The sequence below is a fragment of the Synechococcus sp. WH 8016 genome (assembly GCF_000230675.1).
GTDB lineage: Bacteria > Cyanobacteriota > Cyanobacteriia > PCC-6307 > Cyanobiaceae > Synechococcus_C.
In genome coordinates this window covers 936,841-956,909 of record NZ_AGIK01000001.1, presented here as the reverse complement: position 1 = coordinate 956,909, position 20,069 = coordinate 936,841, and the positions used below count along the sequence as shown (strand labels likewise).

The 20,069-nt window shown below is 53.7% G+C and carries 20 protein-coding genes; 4 read left to right on the top strand and 16 right to left on the bottom strand.

Annotation, left to right across the window (positions count from 1 at the left end):
- Positions 1-206 precede the first annotated feature (206 nt).
- From SYN8016DRAFT_RS05125 to SYN8016DRAFT_RS05110, 4 genes are all read right to left on the bottom strand, one after another.
- Positions 207-434: a hypothetical protein gene (locus SYN8016DRAFT_RS05125; protein WP_141561366.1), complete on the bottom strand. Its 228-nt coding sequence runs from the start codon at positions 432-434 to the stop codon at positions 207-209.
- 53 nt (positions 435-487) lie between these two features.
- On the bottom strand, positions 488-1,159 hold the full coding sequence (locus tag SYN8016DRAFT_RS05120; RefSeq protein WP_006853245.1) for a hypothetical protein: 672 nt from the start codon (positions 1,157-1,159) through the stop codon (positions 488-490).
- Positions 1,160-1,245: 86 nt separating this feature from the next.
- Positions 1,246-2,166, bottom strand: coding sequence for a hypothetical protein (locus tag SYN8016DRAFT_RS05115; protein ID WP_159098303.1), 921 nt, complete (start codon positions 2,164-2,166; stop codon positions 1,246-1,248).
- A 515-nt stretch (positions 2,167-2,681) separates the two neighbouring features.
- Positions 2,682-2,981, bottom strand: coding sequence for a hypothetical protein (locus SYN8016DRAFT_RS05110; protein WP_006853243.1), 300 nt, complete (start codon positions 2,979-2,981; stop codon positions 2,682-2,684).
- 516 nt (positions 2,982-3,497) lie between these two features.
- Here SYN8016DRAFT_RS05110 and SYN8016DRAFT_RS05105 point away from each other — a divergent pair.
- A complete protein-coding gene (locus SYN8016DRAFT_RS05105; RefSeq protein ID WP_006853242.1) occupies positions 3,498-3,755 on the top strand; it encodes a hypothetical protein in 258 nt (85 codons plus the stop codon).
- Positions 3,756-3,769: 14 nt separating this feature from the next.
- Here SYN8016DRAFT_RS05105 and SYN8016DRAFT_RS05100 read toward each other — a convergent pair whose 3' ends face one another.
- The 12 genes from SYN8016DRAFT_RS05100 to SYN8016DRAFT_RS05045 form a co-directional block, all read right to left on the bottom strand.
- Complete coding sequence (locus tag SYN8016DRAFT_RS05100; protein ID WP_006853241.1) at positions 3,770-4,000, bottom strand: TIGR03643 family protein; 231 nt, start codon at positions 3,998-4,000, stop codon at positions 3,770-3,772.
- Positions 4,001-4,090: 90 nt separating this feature from the next.
- Positions 4,091-4,294 (bottom strand): Nif11-like leader peptide family natural product precursor, encoded by a 204-nt coding sequence (locus SYN8016DRAFT_RS05095; protein WP_006853240.1) that lies wholly within the window; start codon positions 4,292-4,294, stop codon positions 4,091-4,093.
- Positions 4,291-4,659: a c-type cytochrome gene (locus SYN8016DRAFT_RS05090; protein ID WP_038013829.1), complete on the bottom strand. Its 369-nt coding sequence runs from the start codon at positions 4,657-4,659 to the stop codon at positions 4,291-4,293. Before SYN8016DRAFT_RS05090 ends, SYN8016DRAFT_RS05095 begins: the two co-directional genes overlap by 4 nt.
- A gap of 113 nt (positions 4,660-4,772) precedes the next feature.
- Positions 4,773-5,132, bottom strand: coding sequence for a plastocyanin (petE, locus tag SYN8016DRAFT_RS05085; protein WP_006853238.1), 360 nt, complete (start codon positions 5,130-5,132; stop codon positions 4,773-4,775).
- A 34-nt stretch (positions 5,133-5,166) separates the two neighbouring features.
- Entirely contained in the window at positions 5,167-6,168 is a 1,002-nt protein-coding gene (locus SYN8016DRAFT_RS05080) for an NAD(P)-dependent oxidoreductase (RefSeq protein ID WP_006853237.1), read from the bottom strand.
- Positions 6,165-7,223, bottom strand: coding sequence for a uroporphyrinogen decarboxylase (gene hemE, locus SYN8016DRAFT_RS05075; RefSeq protein ID WP_006853236.1), 1,059 nt, complete (start codon positions 7,221-7,223; stop codon positions 6,165-6,167). Before hemE ends, SYN8016DRAFT_RS05080 begins: the two co-directional genes overlap by 4 nt.
- A 96-nt stretch (positions 7,224-7,319) precedes the next feature.
- Positions 7,320-9,617, bottom strand: a complete 2,298-nt coding sequence (gene glgB, locus SYN8016DRAFT_RS05070) for a 1,4-alpha-glucan branching protein GlgB (protein WP_006853235.1) — start codon at positions 9,615-9,617, stop codon at positions 7,320-7,322.
- Between the two features lie 81 nt (positions 9,618-9,698).
- Positions 9,699-10,439: a DUF3887 domain-containing protein gene (locus SYN8016DRAFT_RS05065; RefSeq protein WP_006853234.1), complete on the bottom strand. Its 741-nt coding sequence runs from the start codon at positions 10,437-10,439 to the stop codon at positions 9,699-9,701.
- 36 nt (positions 10,440-10,475) lie between these two features.
- Positions 10,476-12,116: a CocE/NonD family hydrolase gene (locus SYN8016DRAFT_RS05060; protein ID WP_006853233.1), complete on the bottom strand. Its 1,641-nt coding sequence runs from the start codon at positions 12,114-12,116 to the stop codon at positions 10,476-10,478.
- Complete coding sequence (locus tag SYN8016DRAFT_RS05055) at positions 12,106-12,342, bottom strand: hypothetical protein (RefSeq protein WP_141561365.1); 237 nt, start codon at positions 12,340-12,342, stop codon at positions 12,106-12,108. Before SYN8016DRAFT_RS05055 ends, SYN8016DRAFT_RS05060 begins: the two co-directional genes overlap by 11 nt.
- Positions 12,343-12,481: 139 nt before the next feature.
- A complete protein-coding gene (locus tag SYN8016DRAFT_RS05050) occupies positions 12,482-12,886 on the bottom strand; it encodes a DUF4332 domain-containing protein (RefSeq protein WP_006853231.1) in 405 nt (134 codons plus the stop codon).
- Positions 12,883-13,323 (bottom strand): Ycf51 family protein, encoded by a 441-nt coding sequence (locus SYN8016DRAFT_RS05045; protein ID WP_006853230.1) that lies wholly within the window; start codon positions 13,321-13,323, stop codon positions 12,883-12,885. Before SYN8016DRAFT_RS05045 ends, SYN8016DRAFT_RS05050 begins: the two co-directional genes overlap by 4 nt.
- 64 nt (positions 13,324-13,387) lie before the next feature.
- On the opposite strand from SYN8016DRAFT_RS05045, the gene SYN8016DRAFT_RS05040 reads away from it, so the two are divergent.
- From SYN8016DRAFT_RS05040 to SYN8016DRAFT_RS05030, 3 genes are read left to right on the top strand one after another with little or no spacing between them, the layout of a single operon-like run.
- The gene (locus SYN8016DRAFT_RS05040) at positions 13,388-17,809 is read left to right on the top strand and encodes a translocation/assembly module TamB domain-containing protein (RefSeq protein WP_006853229.1); all 4,422 of its coding nucleotides are present in this window, start codon (positions 13,388-13,390) and stop codon (positions 17,807-17,809) included.
- Between the two features lie 3 nt (positions 17,810-17,812).
- The gene (locus tag SYN8016DRAFT_RS05035; RefSeq protein WP_006853228.1) at positions 17,813-18,703 is read left to right on the top strand and encodes an ROK family protein; all 891 of its coding nucleotides are present in this window, start codon (positions 17,813-17,815) and stop codon (positions 18,701-18,703) included.
- A gap of 40 nt (positions 18,704-18,743) precedes the next feature.
- Entirely contained in the window at positions 18,744-20,066 is a 1,323-nt protein-coding gene (locus tag SYN8016DRAFT_RS05030; protein ID WP_006853227.1) for a glutamate-5-semialdehyde dehydrogenase, read from the top strand.
- The last annotated feature ends 3 nt before the right edge of the window (positions 20,067-20,069 follow it).

The following is a 20,069-nucleotide window of genomic DNA, read 5'->3' as shown; positions in this document are numbered from 1 at the left end:
CATCGGGGTAGAGACTGTTTAGTGTGTCGAGAATGTTTGCGTATTCGTTGGAGTTAGTCATCTTGTAACTTGGTTAGTTGTGAATAGTGGAAAGAGTTGATTGCCTTTCCATGTATTAAGTATGCCATGTTGAGTGACTATGTATATCCCCCAAATGGGTGATTTGGCATTACTTTTGCTCCCCTAAAAGGGTGAACGAATTGCTATTAGCGCCGAATATCCATTGCGTAGAGCTGAATAGTTGGTGCGTTGCCAATGCTCGGCAAGTTTTTGATCAGCACAGCTCCGGCCATCTCACTCTCTTGTTGGTCACTCACTTTGGTAGCGATAGCGATTTCTTCAGGGTCATCTGATTCGATATCAAAAATGATCTGAACGAATTTGCTTGGGTCAGTGACATCAGGCAAGTCATCGCTAAGGATGTCAGGAAGCATCTCGATGATGGAGTCGAGATTGGTCTGTTGCTTAGAGGTGAGTTCCATAGTGGTCAGTCGTTTTCTCGTGGTCCCCAATGACCCTTGTAGTGGGGATAAATAAATGCCCAATCACGTTGGACGCGAATGCCGCATGACTTCAGCAAACGTTCTGACGATGGTGATGACGTGTAGCTGATAGCGACTTTCTTCTTTTGTCCGCACCAGTCAGCGAGACCGTCGAGCACTGAGTGGAGCCCTGTCTTGTCTGCCAGCACGGCCTTTTTCCATTGCTCGTATCCGTCTTCTCCGTGGATTGCGACAATTACTTTTCGTATATCTGCTGCGTCAGTTTTGTAGGCATTGCCGACAAGCACCGACAAGCTCCACATCGGATACTTCGAGTTCGGTCTCCCTGGCTCATCGACATTCACAAGTGCCGACCAAAAGCCGTTTTGCCAAACAATCATCTGCATGTCTCCCCTTGCTTTCCCCTTGTGGCAAAAGAGACCTTTGTCCTCTTTTGGTGTCAGCATTTTTTCTAAGGAAGGCAATGTCGGTGCTTCTCCCTTGGCAGATGCCCATGCGTTTTGCATCTTCCATCGATCTTTGTCCTCTCCTCTCAGTGATTCCGCAGCTTCTTCTGGTGTCATCTCTTTGAAGGATTTGTCACGCTTAAAGATCTCGTTGCTGACTCGATAGGAGTAGCCGTCGTCTCTGGTGATCTCGTCTTTGAATCCAGCCATTTGTCAGTCCTCAGGCTTGTTGTTTAGGTGAGGGGGTCAATAGTGATTAGTCCTTCAAGTGGCTATCGATGTAACCAACTGGCTTGTCACAGGTCATCTGGGCTGTGTGCCACGCAGAACAACCAGGTGTCGCCATCAAGCTCAAACCTCCAGTGCATCTCATTGACGAAGCCCTGCCAATAAGGCACTCCATGGTCAAATTCCGAGCAGTGTTGGTTTTCGACCTTGATGCCGTAAATGGCCGTGTATAGGGAACCGGCCAACATTGCAGCCCCGTCATCGCTCATCTCAGGAATATCGTCGAATGACTCAATGCCTGGGACTTGAGCTTCGTCCAGGTCCTCTTGTGTAAAGCCAATGGATGTGGCGTCGCCTGCCTCAGGCAGTGGTTCGAATTCGTTGCTCTTGACCTCCGGCACCCAGTAGCCCGTCACGATTTGTTCCAGACCCTCATCCCATGCTTCCGCGAGCCAGAAGATCAGTGTTTCGTCTGGGTTGTCTTTCGGGATTTGAAGTCGGTCATAGACCTCTCCGTAAAGGTCATCATCGATTTTTGTCATCTCCTCAGCGTCGTCTGATTCCTCTAAGACAAACGATCGCGCTTCACAGAAGTCCTCGTCATATTCCTTATACGCCTCCCCCAACGCCTTGAAATACTTGTCTGCTCTCTCTACAGAGACTTCTGCAAGTCCAGAGAGTATTTCCGTGACCCTGTCTTGTAGGTATTGGGTGCCCTTAACATCGCCTAAATCCAATAATTCTTTGATCGTATACATGCCTATGCGTATGGGTTTCTTCTCAATCAGTATTCCTTTGTTGTCATCCATATCGGACCACTCAAACTCGTCCTCACCACCGATATGGAATGTTTGGCCGCCAGTCGCTCGACCCCTGCCTTCAAGCTTGTATCCCTTTGCTTCAACAGCCTCCATCACAAAAGAAATGATGCTCGATTGATCGACCTCACCAGTTCCAGCCCCTTCGAGGTCTTCTTCCGTGATCACCATCCCATCAACTGCCTCGGCTAAGGGCGTCTGTGTCTCTGTCTCTTTGCTCATAGAGGTCTTTGGCTCTAACCATTCTTTGAACAGAGCTTTCTGCTGTCAGCCTTTGTCCGTCGTCAGTTGTTTACTCATGCCCTATTGGGATCATTTGATGTCAGGTGGCTGTAAGCCCTCACTGTGCCTTTGATTGCCTCTAACTTGCTGCTTCTATGCACATTTTATGCACGCTATCTAAAAAATAAGTAAGGGACTTAAGTCGATTTCTACATCCGCGAGATTGACGAGGATCTGTATCTTGCCGTGTTGGAGGCTGTTCGAAAGTGATATGAAGGCTCGTCAAGTACTGAATGGTGAGGTGTGTCAAGATAAAATAATTAAACAAATCACAGTATTAATTGTATTTTTCATGGCTATGCAGGCTTGCTTCTTCAAGCGTTAATAGGCGGCATCTTTTGTTGATAAAAGCAAGAAAAATTACGGTAATACGCTCTTCTTTTTGATCAAAAGAAATAGGTGCCTTAGTTGCATGATTTGGGGTGTCCGGATGGATAACCATTTAAAGCATTCGTCTTTTTGTCGCTTTCGAAGAATTCGTGCCACCGGCTGAGTGCTTCTTGGCGTTGACCAATGGGCCGAGCTGCCATGATCAGTCCCGCTTCCACAAGTGCGCCGGAGCCGGCTTCAGGCATGTCTAAGCGCACTTGCTGAAGGGCTTCATCATGCTCGGTTCTCCAGGCCTCGCCATTGTTTTGATATTCCTCCCAGGCTTGCGCGTAGGTCATTTCGCTTGGGCTTGGGCGGTTTTGGATGTCAGTCATTTCTTTCCTTCTGGTTTCACGAAGCCAACCTATCTCAATAATTGCCTAGAAAAAGTTTTTGGCATCGAGCTTTCGTCTGTTGCATGTCTGATAATGTGCATTTGCATGGATTATTTTTGGTTGGAGCATGCATCGCTTAATAGGAAGTTGCTTTATTCTTGACTCGTGGAACGCATGTTCATGAAATAATTATTCGGTCATGATTGTTTGTGTTGTCGTAGTTGTCTCTTGGCTTGTTGGTTCGTAGCTTTTGATGGATCTTTTGAGCCTAACAAATACTTTCTATCTCTTTTGCTTCAAGGATTGTGCTGTTGAGCCTGTTTCTACGCTCTTAGGCATCCTCCGAAGCTTGGCTCTGAAATGGACCTGCTGCTTCTTGGATATCTTGTTCAAGAGACTGTCCCTGCCTCGTTGATGGGAGTTCACTCCTCATGGCCAGGGTTTGCTCAGGAGACCCATGGCACCCTGGATCGCTGTTGGGATTGTGGATGCTGCTTCTTGGTTGGGTGGAGATGGATGCCCGTGATGGAAGAATCTATTAGCGTGAGGATTCCTTGGTTGATTTCAATGAATCCTAAACAGGTTGGAGCTCTTCGCCGAGCTGGTATTTATTTTGTTGTTGGCTATGGAGGCTTGGTTCTCGTTAACAACAGCGGACTGGAGCTAGACAATATGTGGGTTGCTTACCTGCCGATGTTTATTGCCGTTTATTTTTTCTCACGTTGGGCAGATGCCAAGATTGCGAGTCGCTCAAGCAATCAATCAAAGGATTGAATTTGCGGTGTTGCTTAGTGGTGGCAGGCTGCTTTAAAGCGGTTGGAACGGCTGGTGGCCGCATGCTTGGTTTTGCGGCCTGAAACGCGTTGACGCCAGCTACGGAAGGATCCTGGTTTTAAGGTTTGTCGCATCAAGCTGATCACATCTTTCTCCATGAGACCAAACTGATATTCAATCGCCTCGAATGGTGTGCGGTCTTCCCAGGCCATCTCAATCACACGATCCAACTGTTCGCTGGTCATTGCATTCGCTTTGATCAACGTCTTGATGTCCTTAATACCTAATGACTCTAAGGCCGAGATTTTTAGGATGTGACGTGGTGGTTTTGCTGATTATTGGATTGTGCTTTGCTCGAACCACTTGCCAATGGCTTCGGCTTGCGCGTCATGGTTGAGGTCGTCCAAGCACAAGGCAAAACCAAGCCGCTTGCCAATCTGAATGATGTCTTGTGTTTCCTTGCAGGCGTTGAGCTCACGCTGAAGAGCGGGACTTCGTTCTGCAGCGTGCAAAAAGTCTTTCCAACCCTCTCGGCTCATCGTTGCCAGCCCTTTTCAGCCTTCAGTTCTACGTAGGCAGCCACATCAATGATGTCTTGTTCGCTCAACTTCCCTACAAACGAGGGCATCGCATTTTTTCCGTTTTCAATTTGGTGCTCGATGGCCTCGATGTGATCGTCGCCGTACTCATTGAGATGCGCTTGCAGATCACTTTGACTCAAGGTTCTGGAGGCACTGATCACGTTGCCACCGCCCATATGACAGGCAGCACAATTGGCTGAAAACAGTTGGCCACCATGATCGAGGTCAACGGCAGGAGTGCTGGCCGCAAATGCAGGCGAGACTCCCAAGAGGTTGAGGCTGATGCAGAGCATCAAAGCAAACAGGGAAATGGGATTAAGCATCACCATCGGCGTGACTTTCTTAAACCCTATCCATTTCAGGGGACAAAAAAAGAGCCCGGTGCGCATCTGTTAAAACGCTCACCGGACTTGTGTTCAACTGCTGATCTAAACGATCATTCAACGATGACTTTGCCAACCATGCCGGCGCCACGGTGTGGCTCGCAGTAGAAGTCGAAGGTTCCAGCTTCAGTGAAGGTCTCTTCCCATGACTCGCCGGGAGCAAACGCAAGATCGCTGTGGCTCAGTTCGTCATGGCCATCAAACACGGCGTTGTGGGGGGCCAGCTTGTTGTTGACGAATTTGACTGTGTCACCCGTTTTGATATTCAGAGTGTTTGGCTCGAAAGCCAGCATTCCGGAATCTGTACCGAGCTTCACTTCAACAGTGGCAGCGTTGGCTGTGCCAACACCTAACCCGAGAACGAGAGCGAAAGCAATCGCGGCTGAGAGGAGAGAACGCAAACGGCTGATCATGAGCTCATAAACACTGCGATCAGTTTAACGCTGTTCAGATGCTTCCACGGTGTGGAAGGCCCGAATCCATCAGAACTGTTTCAAGGTCTGGTCCATGGCTGCGACCTCCAAAGCGTTCAGGCTGGGTGACGGGATCATGAACGAAGTGGCGCTGGTGGATGGAAAAGCGATCCCATGCGTTGATTTCGATCGGAAGGATCTTGATCAAGCCTTCAATCAGCCAGCTCCAAAGGGGGATCCCAGGAGTTCGTGAAACACCTCTCCAGCGGCAGAGGGTGGCAACAGCATCGTTCACGCTGATCCATGGTTGCCCCATCACAAGTCTGCGGACGGGTCCCTGGCCAGGTTCTGGATTCGGTTGATGAGGCGTGGTCGCCAGGATTCCGCAGATGGCTGCAATGTCAGCCGCATGGATGAAATGAAAGCTGGCATCGGCTCTCAGCCAGCGAGCCAGCCATAACCATTTGCTGGCTTCTGCTAGGCCTTCCGTGAGGTAACTCGTGGGGAAGGGGCTTGTTCCATCCACCCTTCCGCCGAAGACCAATGTTGGAAACACGGCCACAATGCGTTCAGCCAAGGGGTGTTGTTCCAGCTCCCTCAAGCATTGCGCCTTGGTTTGAATGTATTCGGTGCCGTAGGCCAGGGCTTCCTGGAGCGGCTGCAACGAACGATCGAGAATGCTGGCGGTAGAGAAGTAGATGATTTGCTCTACGACGGCTGGATTCAGCAGGGCCAGCATCCGCTTGACGGCAACAACATTGACCTGGTGGGCACGTTCAGGATCTCCCCATGCGGTGGCCGTATGAATCACCCTGGTCACAGTGGAGAGTTCGCTGGCAAATCGGTCTGTTTCTCGAAGATCACCGATTAACAGGCGTACACGCGGTTGATCCGCTGAGATCGCCGAAAGTTTGGCTGGATCACGCAGCCAAAGCAGCAACTCGGCATCAGAATTTTCCAGTAGCCAAGCTGCTGTGTACTGGCCGACGCAACCACTAGCGCCGGTAATCAGGATTCGTTCGGGTGCCTGGATCAATCAGCCCCCCCGATTCGATCCATGACGGTCTTGCCGGCTTCAAAGAAAGCGCGGCCGTTCTCCTCAGGCGTTCCAGGCAGAATTCCATGGCCCAGGTTCAGGATGTGGCGGCGGCCACGGGCCTTGCGCACGCAATCATCGATGCGATCGCGAATGGCCTCAGGTGTGCCAAAGAGCAGTCCTGGATCCACGTTGCCCTGGACGCCGATGTGGTCAGGAAGGCGCGCAAGTCCTTCAGCCATGTCCACCGTCCAATCCAGAGAAATGATGTCGACACCTGTGCGACCCATTCGCTCTAAGACCCCGGCACTTCCAGAGATGTAAAGGATGAAGGGGGTGTCGGGATGCGTTTGTTTGACGAGATCGACAACTTTTTTCTGATACGGCGCAGCAAAGGTGTCGTAATCGGCGGGGCTGAGTTGCCCGGCCCAGGAGTCAAACATTTGTACGACCTGGGCTCCGGAATCAATTTGATAGCGGAGGTAGGTGGCAATCGATGTCGCGAAGTGATCGAGGAGTTTGTGCAGGAGTGCTGGCTCCTGAAAGGCCATCTTTTTGATGACCGCATAGTTCTTGCTGCTTTTGCCCTCCACGACGTAGGCCGCAAGGGTCCAGGGTGCCCCTACAAACCCGAGGACGGCAGCCTGATTGCCAACACTGCTGCGCAGGCGGCCAAGCACTTCGCCCACAAACGGCATGCTTTCTTCAGGTTGAAGATGTCTCAGAGCTTCAACTTGACTGAGGCTCCTGATCGGATCGCCAATTTGAGGGCCTTTGCTCTCAACAATGTCGAACTCGATCCCCATGCCAGGAAGTGGGGTCAGAATGTCTGAAAACAGAATCACCCCATCCGGCTGGAAGGCCTTGAACGGCTGCATCGAAATCTCATAGGAGAGATCCGGGTTCTCAGATCGTTCACGGAAGCTTGGGTGGCGATCGCGAAGGTCGCGATAGACCTTCATGTAGCGACCTGCCTGGCGCATCATCCAGACAGGAGGACGCTCTACCGCTTCTCCGCGGGCGGCACGGAGCAGTAGGGGCAGGGTCTCGCTCATGAATGCGTGCAGATCAAGGCGGCAACCTACCTGACGAAACTGACCAAAACGCTGTGTTTTACGGCGATCCGGGCAGTTTTGTCACATCACCTGAACCTAAGCACTCTCTTTGACGGAGACTTCAGCCAAACTTTTTTTGGGGTCGTGCTTAAACACCATCAGGCTGAGCGGTGGCAGGCAGAGATCTAGGGAGTTGTCGTAACCATGGATGCCCCACTCATCGGAGGGCTTGCCACCAAGATTTCCAAGATTGCTGCCGCCGTATTTGGCAGCATCCGTATTGAAGATCTCTTCGTAGAAGCCAGAGATGGGAACTCCCACCCTGTAATGGGAATGGCTTTGGGGGGTGAAGTTGGCCACGACCACAAGCCAGGAGCCACTTGTGCTTTCTCGGCGCATGAAACTGATCACGGAATGGCGATTGTCATTGCAATCGATCCACTGGAAGCCGTACTGATCAAAATCGTCCTGCCAGAGAGCAGGCTCTTTTTTATAGAGCGCATTTAGTTCTCTCACCATTCGGTGCACGCCCGCGTGCGGCTCGTAGTTCAGCAAATCCCACTGGAGATCTCCCCACACGTTCCATTCAGCACGTTGGCCGAACTCCATGCCCATGAAGATCGTTTTCTTGCCTGGGTGCGTCCACATGTAGGCCAGTAAGGCCCGCGTGTTGGCGTACTTCTGCCAGTCATCACCGGGCATCTTGTGCAGAAGATGACTCTTGCCATGCACGACTTCGTCGTGACTGAGGGCAAGCATGAAGTTTTCGGTGTACGTGTACCAGATCGAAAACGTGATGTTGTTTTGATGAAACTGGCGGAACCACGGATCCAGCTCGAAATAATCGAGCATGTCGTGCATCCAACCCATGTTCCATTTGAGGTTGAAGCCCAGGCCACCACTCTCTGTGGGCTGAGTCACCATGGGCCAAGTGGTGGATTCTTCGGCGATCGAGAGAGCACCGGGGAAATGCTCAAACAGGACGTGATTGGCTTGTTGAAGGAAGCGCACCGCTTCCGTGTTTTCTCTACCCCCGTGTTCGTTCGCTAGCCACTCACCATCAGGCCGCAAATAATCTCGGTAGAGCATCGATGCCACCGCATCCACTCGGATGCCATCGATATGGAATTGGTCAAACCAGAAAACGAGATTGGCAACAAGGAAGTTTCTAACTTCATTGCGGCTGTAATTGAAGATCAGGGTCCCCCATTCCTTGTGCTCGCCAATCCGTGGGTCGGCGTGTTCGTACAGGTGGCAGCCATCGAAGAAGGCAAGCCCATGACTGTCTTTGGGGAAGTGACCAGGCACCCAATCGATAATCACTCCGATGCCCTCGGCATGGCAGCGATCGACGAAGGCGCGAAATTCGTCGGGAGTGCCGTAGCGGCTTGTGGGTGCGTACCAACCGGTGACTTGGTATCCCCATGAACCATCGAAGGGATGCTCTGTGATCGGCATCAATTCGATGTGGCTGAATCCTTGCTCTTTGACGTAAGGGATCAGACGATCGGCAAGCTCTGGGTAGGTGAGCAGACGGGCCCCTGGCTTGAGATCGGCCGCAGGCACCGGTGGGCGTGGCGTTCCATCGGCTTCGATGAATGGATCGTCTGCTGAGGCGTGAATCCAGCTGCCAAGGTGCATCTCGTAGACCGAGATCGGCTGATCGAGAGGGTTCCTACGATCTCGGCTACTGATCCAGGCGTCATCACTCCACTGAAATCCGTCGAGATGACTAACGATTGAGCTGGTATCAGGCCTGACTTCATGCTGGAAGCCATAGGGGTCAGCCTTCTGATAACAGTGGCCGTCTTGGGTGCGGATCTCATATTTGTAAAAGTGTCCTTCCTCAAGCTCAGGAACGAACAACTCCCAGATGCCGCCCAGTCTCTGCTGCATGGGGTGGTAGCGGCCATCCCATGAATTGAGATTTCCGATCACGCTGACGGTGAGTGCATTCGGTGCCCACAGGCAGAACATCACACCTTCAATGCCACCTTGTTGGCAGCGGTGGGCTCCCATCCGACGCCAAATGTGATGGTGATTGCCCTCTGCAAAGAGGTGGCGATCCATCTCGCCCATCCACTCATGCCGAAAAGCCCAAGGATCGAATTGTTCGTGTTCGATCCCGCCACGGCGGATCTGCAATTTGTAGTTATGGCCTGGATCCCGAGAACATTCGGCCTCAAAAACCCATGGGTGATGAGGCGTTTGCATCGATAGGCGTTCGCCATTGAGGATCAACTCAACGGTTTCAGCTTCGGGAACCCAAGCTCTCACGACCCATTGGCCCGACTCCAGCTGTTGGGGCCCCAAAAGAGAGAAGGGATGGTCGTGTCGGCATTCAGCCAGCCTCTGGCTGTCCTGAACCATCCAGTCGAGAACAGCGCCGGTCATGCAGGGGGATGGTCTTCGTTAGCCCGGGAGCTTAAGCGGAAAACCCGCCTTGGCTGCATGGAATGTGCTGAGTTTTTGGGATCAGACCAGATCCTCAGAGAAGTCCACATTGATGATTCGGCCTTGGCCATCGAAGATGACGAACAAGTTGTCGGTCACGGTTCCAAATTCAATGGTGACCAAAACGAGTTGTTGATCGGCCCCTTTGCTTGAGATGACAGCATTTTTTATCCGCTTCACGCCTCCCAGGACGCGGCTTAATTTGCTCCACTTACGTTCCAGATCTTCTGGGGAGATTTCTTTTTGAAAATCGAGCGAAAGGTAGTAGCGAGCTGCAATCCAGCGTTGTGCGTCGAGATCACGCACAAATTTCAGAGCGGTTGTCTCGATCGGCAGCGTTTCCCCTAACCATTTCCAGGCCACGAGCTTGCCTTCATCGTCGAGAACGAGAAGCAGTTCTTTGCTGCCTTGCTCGGTTTGGGCAATGACATCGACGGTGGTGTCATCGATCCCTGGATAAATCGCCACAACACGGGTGGATTTGATGCGATGAGCCTTGTTCAAGCGCCCCTTGACGGCTTCAACGGTGGTTGCGTTTTGCAGTGGCGTTGATAGGCGATCAAACAAAGCCTGGGCGTTACGGGCTTGCAGCGCTTTCAGGAGTGCATCTGCTGCTTCACTGGCCTCACTGGCACTCAGTGGGGTGCGTGGCGCCAACGCTCCCTGGGCTAAAAGCTGTTCTCCTCGTGCCGCTGGCACAGGGAACGCCTGCAGCATCGGTGCCGCGAGAGCGCAGACCAGAAGGCAGGAGGAGAGCTTCATGAACGTGGAGCGACAATGGACTTAGTTTGCCGGAGTTCATCCGGCTTGGGGAACGAGCAGTGGCGCCATTTGCAGTGTCGCCCCATCCAGCTGCAGGCAAAGGGTGATGACGCGGCAATCGCTCGTGGGGGGGCCAAAGCGTTGGTCACCAGCTCCTGGATTGACAGCGATGGCTGGCCATGAGGCCCCTGCAAGTGAGAGACGCAGCCGATCTCCAGGCTGGAAGCTCACGAGCAGCGGCTGCAGTTCCAGGGTGATGGGGCTGGATGGCTCATCAAAGTCCCGTCGAACCCGCAACACACCGGTTGAGATCTGCTGCACCTCATCGCAATCAGCAGGGAGTTTTGACACGGCCGCGCAGAGGTCAAAGGCTGGCTGATCGGCGGATACCTTGAGTTTCAAAAGGGGGCGACCGCAGAGCTGGACAGCTGTTTTGAGCGGTTCGGAACTAAAAACGGCCACGTCCGAGCGTTGATCAACGATTTTCCGATCGCACGGCCCCGCCGTGGGACTCAAATGCCCACCAACTGCCGGTGCTGGTCGCCATGGGTCATGAACGATGACGCAGGTTCCTGATCCAGGCAGCGTGGCATCGAGCAATTGCCCATCGGTGGCATCAAGGCAAGCCAAACCATTGCTGTGGAGATGCCAAGAGGCCTTGCTGCATTCGTTTCCGCTCTGACCTGACCAGGTCCCATCGCCTAGATCCCAAAGCCTGATCGCAGTTGTTTTGTCTTGGCTGGGGGTTGGGGGATGTTTGAGATGTTGATTGAAAAAATCCAGCAGAAGCTGGGTCGTTCCCGGCCACCACTGCAGATGGGTGGCGGGGCCGATGTGCAGTTCGGGGTTGCCGCCGCTGGATCGGGCCGTTTGGAGAAGGTCGAGGAGACCCCGCAGATGGGGATCCCACCAGCCGCCGATCAGCAGCATGGGTTTCTGGAGCCAGGTTTGCGCTGGGCGATGGAGAATCCAGCGCTCGTCCTGATCTGCCGGTTGTCGCAACCAGCGCAAAGCCATTCCCTGGGGGTCATGTCGCTCTAAGAGCTCGACGCCTTCGCGTAGATAGCGACCTTCCACCAAAGCGCTGTAGATCTCGTTCCAGGCGCCAGAATCGTTGCGGCGCTTGGCCTGAAGGGCTGCCAGCTGCAACCCCCAGCCAACGCCGAGGTGCCACCAGTGGGCGCCGCCTTCGCAACTCCAATCCTCCCGTTCAGCTAAGCCACACATGGCTGGCGCAAGGCAGTCAGGAGCCTGGCAATCCGCTGGTGCGAGCAGCTGGGTCAGCCCTTGATAGGACAGTCCGTACAGGCCGATGCGTCCGTTGCATTCGGGCCGCTCGCGGAGCCACGTAAGGGTCGCGGCGGTGTCGAGAGCTTCTTGGCCGAATCCTTGAAATGTTCCCTCAGAGCTACCCTGGCCGCGGACGTCTTGGACGACGACTGCAAACCCTTGGTCGGTCCACCAGAGCGGGTGGGGGAGGGTCACCGTGGAAGCAATCGCCCGCCCATAGGGTTGTCTCATCAGCAGGGTGGGCCAAGGACCGGCCCCCTGCGGTGTCCAGATGCGCGCGACCAGATTCACGCCATCAGGAGTGATCAAAGTCGCGTCTATGAACTGTTGATCAGTGCACTCTGGATCCTTGAACTTTTGATCAGACAACATCTGATCAGCGAACATCCGAGCAGTGCAATCCGATCACGTAAGTAGCCAAAATTTCAGCGTTATTGGTGCTGAGGTTGCGTTGACTTGCCAGCTGATTGATCGCTTCGGGTGACAGTGCGGACTGGCCATTGCTGTTCATGGCTTTGAACGACTGACACATCGCTTTGGCTTCCGCTGGGTTTCGTTTGACACTCTCGAGAAGGGTTGATTGAGCAAACCCTGCTGAAGCAGATATCAACAACGAAAGTGATAGGCCCCTAATCGCCCGATGGCAAAAAGTCCAAGTCCTGCCGAGACCCTGATGGAGGGGACGCATGGTTCCTCCTTAAATGACTGAAACCATTTCAAAGGGGTAAGACCTGGGTTGCTGCGTTGAACGGTCAGTTCGTGGTTTGCCTGGCTTTGGCTCGCAGGATCCACTGTTTGGCTATCGCCAAATCCACAACCGGAGCTCTGCCACTCCCCAACTGGCGTTCCAAACGCCCGGTCCGGTTCGTAATGTCCTGCGGGGAAGAGCCTGCGATCGCCGCGACTGTGGCAAAGCCTGCGTGCATCAATAGGGCCGCGTCGGCTGGCGCAAGTTCCAAACAACACACCAAATCAGCGATGCCGCGGAGACGTTTGAGGTTTCGTGCTGTGGATCGTCCAGTGGCGACAAGACGGCTCAGCTTTTGATCTGTCAGATCGCTTAGCTGTCCCCAGTTGGTAATGCCAGCTTGTGTTAGATCCCGTTGTTCATCGCGAAAACCTTGCGGTAATCCACGGAGAGGGGCAGTTGCGCTCATCCCTGGCTGAAGTCCCGTTTGGTTTCCCCAAGCACCACGGGTCTTGAGCTGCCCTTGCTCTCGGTTTGAAGTTGCCGAAGTCGAACACGGACCTCCATGTTGCGACCTCCGGGGCGGAGGTTCGCAGCGATTTGGTTCAGGGTGGGGGTGATGGCTTCTTGTGCAAAGCCACTGGAAGCCTGTGCCACGACGAGGTCGGTGCCGTTATCAAACACAATCGGCACCTGCACAGCACCTTCAATGCGCACCGGGGGCGAATAACTGATCGAAAAAGCCCAGCAGCTCACGGCTAACAAGAACGTGAAACTACTGACGCCTACAAGCCGAAAACGCAGCCCCCAACGGGTTACGAAGGCAACCACGGTAAGAACGGAGAGGCCCAGGCCACTCCAGGCCAGCCATTTGCTGGATACCTCCAATAATTCCGGAAGCGGCATGGGCTGGTTAGGGACAAATCTCCTCTCTATATTGCGTCGACCTTGGCTGGGATGACGGTCATCAATGCGGAGCACAGGCAAAGGCGCGATGGCTCCACGAGTGGTGATCTCTGGACTGGGGCTCACAGTTGTGGCTGCTGCCGTTTGGTTCAGTGCTGACCGCTTGATTGCACGAGCCATCAATGGCTTGCGTCCCTCCCTGGAACAGCAATTTTCCGTCCCTCTGGGGCATCCGATTGAGATTGGCCCTTATCGCGGACTTGGGCTCGATGGAATCGGAATTGGACCGATCACGATTCTTCCTGGAACGAAGGATGCGTCGACCCTGCGTGTGCAGAAACTCACCCTGGGGATTGATCCCCTCTCCAGCATTCGCCACTTGCGGCTGGTGGTCGTCGCCCGACTGAAGGGGACAAAACTCAATCTCAACCGCAACCAACAAGGACAGTTTTGGGTGCCAGGCCCTCGGGCAAATAATGAGTTCCTTCATCGCGTCGACCTTCGTGTGCGGCTCATCGATCCAGCCAACATTCGTGTTGAGCCCTCTGACCTTCAGCTCTCCTTGGCGGGAGCCGCGCGTCTTCGTCTCAATGAGAAATGGGCCGATGGTGCCTTTCAAATCGCTCTGCCCGATCGAGGCACGGTGAAGCTAAAGGGGCGTGCTCACTGGGATCGTCCTGAATTTCTGCTCACCACGCAACTGAAGCGGATTCGCCTTAACCGCTTGCAAGGGTTGCTTCCGATGGCGCAGCCCATCGAGCTGGGGGGCCAGGTGGGTGGTGATCTCAGTTTTGATTGGAATCGAGGGCAAATCAGCTGTGGGGGTGGCCTCTCTGTTGTGGGCTTGACCGTTAGCGGCAAGCCGCTTCAGCACGCACTTGCATCGCAACAATTGCGTCTTAATTGTGATCGAGATCGACTCACGATTCCACGCAGTCAGTGGCGTTACGGCTCCTACAGGGCCGACCTGGGCGGTCGGGTTCACCTCAATAAGCGCTTTGATTTAAGCGCCACCTTGAAGGAGCTGAACCAGGACAATCAGTTGGCTCTAAGCCTTGATGGTGACTGGTCTCAGCCCCGTTTCAAACTTGCAGGAAAATGGAGACTTCCAGAGGCCAAGGTCCTGGATCAACCCGTTGCCATTGATCTGCAGGTGCGCGGAGATGGGCGTCGCCCGAAAGCATGGAAAGCCAGGCTTGAAAACCTTTCTCTAGAAGCATCCGGTGCCTCAATCAAGGCACAGGGTTCCTTGTTTCCGCTGCTGGATGTCAAGACAAAGCAGCTGCAAGTGGTCGGGAAAGCCTGGAAGGGCCTGCCCTTGATTCCTGAGCTGTTGGGCACGAAGGCTCCTTTAAAGGGGGAGTTGCGCCTGTTTGGCCCCAGCCTCTCGCCTCAACTTCAGTTGGCGCTCAACCAGGAGAGCAATCCCTTGCTTGACCATTGGTCGCTCAAGGCCGGTTGGTCTTCAGAGCAGGGTTTGTTGACTCTGAACCGCTTCACGAGCCCTCAGTTCAATGCTGATGCTGTCTTGCCCCTTCAACTCGGGAAAGGTGGGCTGCAAGTTGGCGCGTTGGAATCCAATCTGCGCTTACAGGCCTATCCGCTCAGCAGGATCGGTTCTCTGATTGGGACGGAGATGGATGGCACGATTGCGGCCGAAGGGGAGGTCCGTGGTCCTCTTCAGTCGTTACAGCCTGATCTTCAGATCGAAGTTCATAGCCCTCGTGCGGGAGCTATTCGTCTTGTTGAACGTTGGCAAGGCCGCTTTGAAGGACGACCTGGTGGTGGCGGTCAGCTCCAGATGGCCTCCGTTGGAGCCGTGATTCCTGGCTCATTGGATGCTCAACTTGGGCGCAATTGGTTGCCAGAAACCGTGCGCCTGCAGCGCAGGAAAGGTGAGCTGCAGATCAGCGGTAGTCCTGCCCTCTATCGCTGGACAGCGAACGATCTGAGTGTGGATGGTTTGGAGTTGGTGTTGCCTCCAAAACAGCGTTGGGAAGGGGTGTATGGCCGTTTGAGTGGTTCCGGTGATTTGAGTTTGCAGCCCTGGAGCATGTCGGCCGACCTGAAGCTTGCCCAACCGGGATTGCTGGGGATCCAGTTACGCCAGGCCCTGATGACGGTTCAGTACAAAAATGATCGCTATGACATCAGCGGGGAACTGTTGCCGCGCGATAGCGGACAGATCACGTTTGAGGCTGATGGATATCGGAATGCTGGACTCAACGCCGAGATTCAGGCGCGTGGTCTCAGTGCACGCTGGCTAACGGCCAGTGCGCTCAGCCTCCCCCAGCTGTCCCAGTCACTTCCTGCTGATCAGGGCGATGCCACGGATTTAGGCACCTTGCTGGTCAACACCTTTGGTGGCTCTCTGGATGGGCAGTTGAAGGCGCTTAGGCGATCCCAACGGGCCCTTGATGATGCCCGTCGAGATCGCAGGGAGAAAGAAGCGTTTCATCCTGAAGATCTAAGGGGGCAAGTGGATGCTGTGATTGATCTTCAGGGGCCAAACCTCAATAGCCTCGACATTGATCTCACCGCGCGTGGTCATCTTTGGATCGATGGTGAAGATGAAGACATCGCTCTGCAGGTGAAACCGTTCATCGCTGAGCTCAAGGGGCCTCTTTCTTCAGGCGAGGGCAGCTTTTCATTGGTTCATCTGCCGTTCAGCCTTCTTGCACTGGTGGCTCCGGTTCCCTCTGCTCTGCAAGGGGCTCTTGGGCTTACGGGTAGCTATCGCTTGGGGGAAGGCTCACCAGTACTGACAACCGAGCTTGTGCTTGAGAAGGCACGCGTAGGTCAGGAACCGATTGCCCTTGATCGCGGTCAGATTTTGTTCTCCAACGAGACGTTGCAGCTTGATTTGGCTTTGCGGGCAGAGGGGGCTGATGAGCCACTGACAGTGATTGGGCAAGTTCCCTTAACGCCTGATCGCCCCTTAGACGTTCGGGTGGAAAGTCATGGTGATGGTCTTCACTTCCTGGCTGGATTTTCGAGAGATGTGGTGGCTTGGAATCAGGGAGATACTGATCTGAGACTGTTAATTGGAGGCAGTCTTCGGGCCCCTGAGGCCAATGGATTCATCGTGATGAAAGACGGGAAATTTGTTGTTCAGGACCAAATTGTCAGCAAGGTCAATACTTCTGTTGTCTTCGATTTTGATCGCCTTGAGGTACAAGAACTCAAGGGGAAAATTGGTTCCTCTGGCATCCTTCAGGCCAGTGGTGCTCTGGCGTTGTTTAAGCCTGCGCCTGAAGACGTTCCTTTGGCCATCACCATTGAAAAGGCCCGAATCAAGGTGCCCACGGCTGACCTAGCGATTGCTGCTGATCTTCGCGTGAGTGGTGCATTGGTGAGTCCTGATTTCCAAGGGAATCTTCAGTTGAGTGAAGGGGCGATTACTCCGCAACAATCAATGTTCTCTAGATTAAGATTAAATAATGGTAACAGTGGTCAGAAAGAAGATCAGGTGGTCTCTGGACCTTTGGTTTCAGTAAATGATCTGCTTGAAGAAGATTGGAATTTCAAGGAGCCTCTTGTATTGCTTGGTCCAAATATTGAGGAAGACCCAAGCAGAAGCGTTAAAGCATCGGTGCCTGATTTGCCCTTCGTTAACTTTAATGATTTCAGGGTAAAGTTTGGCCCTCGCTTAAAGGTTCAAGTGCAACCTATAGCTAACTTTACGACGGCGGGATTGATCACAGTGAATGGTCCTTTGGATTCAGATATTGAGTTGCGAGGCGTCTTGCAATTGCTTTCAGGGCGGGTTTCGATGTTTACCAGTACCTTTAATTTGGATCGCAAAGCTCCGAATGTGGCAGTCTTTACTCCTTCGCAGGGGCTGATCCCTTATGTGGACATTGCAATGGAGACTAGTGTCTCAGATAGCGTTAATCTGGGTGTTGGCAATAATCCCTCAACCACAACTGTTTTTGATACCAATGGCACAGGTGCCCTTGGTGCTGGAGGTCAATTACGTTTAGTGAAAGTGAATCTTCAAGCTGAAGGTCCAGCCAATCTTCTCTCTAATAGTATTCGTCTAAGAAGTTCTCCTCCAATGTCGCAGACCCAGTTGCTTGGTTTGATTGGCGGTAACTCGTTAGCTGGGCTTACTGGTGCAGGTGCAGGGACTGCTTTAGCCGCGGTGCTTGGTCAATCTTTGCTTTCACCATTATTGGGAACGTTTACTGATGCTTTTAATCAGAGGCTTCAATTTGCTCTTTATCCTACTTATGTTACGCCTGTAGTTGATAACGATGGCGAGCGAGTGTCAGGGCGTGTTCCACCACAAATGGCAATTGTGACCGATTTTGGAGTGAATGTTTCTGATCGTTTTGACTTGTCCATATTGGCTGCGCCTAATCGCAATGATATTCCTCCTCAGGGAAGCCTTAGTTATCAAATAGACCAAAAATTAAGCATTTCAGGTTCTGTTGATACGCAAGGTACTTGGCAAAGCCAATTGCAGCTTTTCTTCCGCTTTTAAATGATGAATCCTCCTGAAGTGATTGGAATCGATTTGGGTGGAACGGCCATTAAGTTAGGTCGCTTCTCAATCGATGGTCATCTTCTTGAGGATCAGCAGCTGCAGACCCCTCAGCCGGCTACGCCAGGTGCTGTTTGTGTTGCCTTGGTAGAGGCGATTGAAGCCTTGGATCCTGATCGTCGCGCCTCGATCGTTGGGATTGGGTTGCCGGGTCCGATGGATGTGGAGGCCCGTGTGGCGAGGGTTTGCATCAACTTGCCTGGCTGGGAGGAGGTTCCGCTTGCCGATTGGCTTGAGCCTCGTCTCCAGCGTCGGGTCACTCTCGCCAACGATGGCAACTGTGCATTGGTCGGAGAGGCATGGAAGGGGGCGGCCAAGGGGTATTCCGATGTGGTGATGCTCACTCTCGGAACTGGTGTGGGCGGAGGGGTCATGCTATTCGGCCAGCTATTCACGGGACACAATGGGGCCGCGGCCGAGCCGGGTCTGATCGGTCTCGATCCCGAGGGGCCACCCTGCAACAGCGGCAATCGAGGCAGTCTCGAACAATTCGCCAGCATCTCGGCGTTGAGGAGGTTGTGGGATGGAGATCCAGTCGAATTGGCAGCTTTGGCCGCGAATGGTGATGCGGAAGCCCAAGCGGTGTGGTCCCGTTATGGGAGCACTCTTGGCGTAGGGATCAGCTCGTTGGTTTACATGTTCACGCCAGAACTGGTGCTGGTGGGTGGCGGGATTTCTGGCGCTGCGACCCATTTCCTGCCTTCCGTGCGCAAGGAGGTTGCTCAAAGGGTTCAGGCCATGAGTCGTCAAGGTCTGCGTATTGACGTCTGTGCGCTCGGTAACGGTGCAGGCCGACTTGGCGCAGCCCGATTAGCAATCGAACGCTTGACGTGACGTGAAACGAGATGATGAAGCAAAGAACACGCGCGCGACGATGAACAGTCAGGGTGTGCCAGAACCATCAGCTGATCTTTTGCGCTTGGCTACAGCCGTTCGGCGTGCCGCTGTTGGTTTGGGTCAGAGTTCCAACCAACAGCGTCAACAGGCGCTGATGGCGATGGCCGCGTCTCTGGAGGCCCAAGCCGATCTCATCGTTGCTGCCAATGCGGACGATCTCGCTCAGGCTTCCGCGGATGGTTTGGCTCCTGCGTTGGTGGCTCGTCTCAAATTGGACGCGGGCAAACTGGCTGGAGCCATTGATGGCGTTCGTCAATTGTCGGAACTGCATGACCCTCTGGGGGCCAGGCAATTGCATCGCGAGCTTGCCGATGGGTTGGTGTTGGAGCGCGTCACGGTGCCCCTTGGAGTTTTAGGGGTGATTTTTGAGGCCAGGCCTGATGCGGTGATCCAAATCGCTGCCCTTGCCATTCGCTCAGGCAATGGCGCAATCCTGAAGGGTGGCAGCGAGGCCAAGTGCACGAATCAAGCTGTGATGCAGGCGTTGAAAGAGGGCTTGGCTGGCACATCGGTGTCTGCTGATGCGTTGGATTTACTCACAACCCGAGCGGAGAGCTTGGCTTTGCTTCGCCTCGATGGTCTTGTGGATTTGATTATTCCCCGGGGTAGCAACGAGCTGGTTCGTTTCATTCAGGACAACACCCGAATTCCGGTTCTTGGCCATGCCGATGGTGTTTGCCATCTATATGTGGACAAAGAGGTTGATTGCGCACAGGCCTTGCGCATTGCGATCGACAGCAAAACCCAGTATCCGGCGGCTTGTAATGCGATCGAGACGCTCCTGGTGCATCAGAAAATTGCGCCGAGCTTTCTGAAAGAGGCTGTTCCTGCTTTTAAAAATGCTGGTGTCTGCTTGCGTGGCGATGAGACCAGTCGAGGCTTTGGGGTGGAGCAGGCTGCAACCAGCGAAGATTGGAGTGAGGAGTATCTGGATCTCGTGCTTGCTGTGCGAGTGGTGAAGGATTTCGACGAGGCCCTCGAACACATTCAGAGGTATGGCTCACGCCATACGGAGGCGATTGCGACGGTCAATCAAGACACCGCAGAACGGTTCTTGCGGGCCGTGGATAGCGCTGGTGTCTATCACAATTGCTCAACCCGTTTTGCGGATGGTTTCCGCTATGGCTTTGGCGCAGAAGTTGGCATCAGCACCCAGACCTTGCCCCCGCGCGGACCTGTCGGGTTGGAAGGGTTGGTGACCTATCGCTACCGATTGCGTGGTGAGGGGCACCTTGCTGCGGATTTTGCTGGTGGGCGCGCACAGTTCAGCCACCGCGATTTACCAACCGCTACAACCTGATAG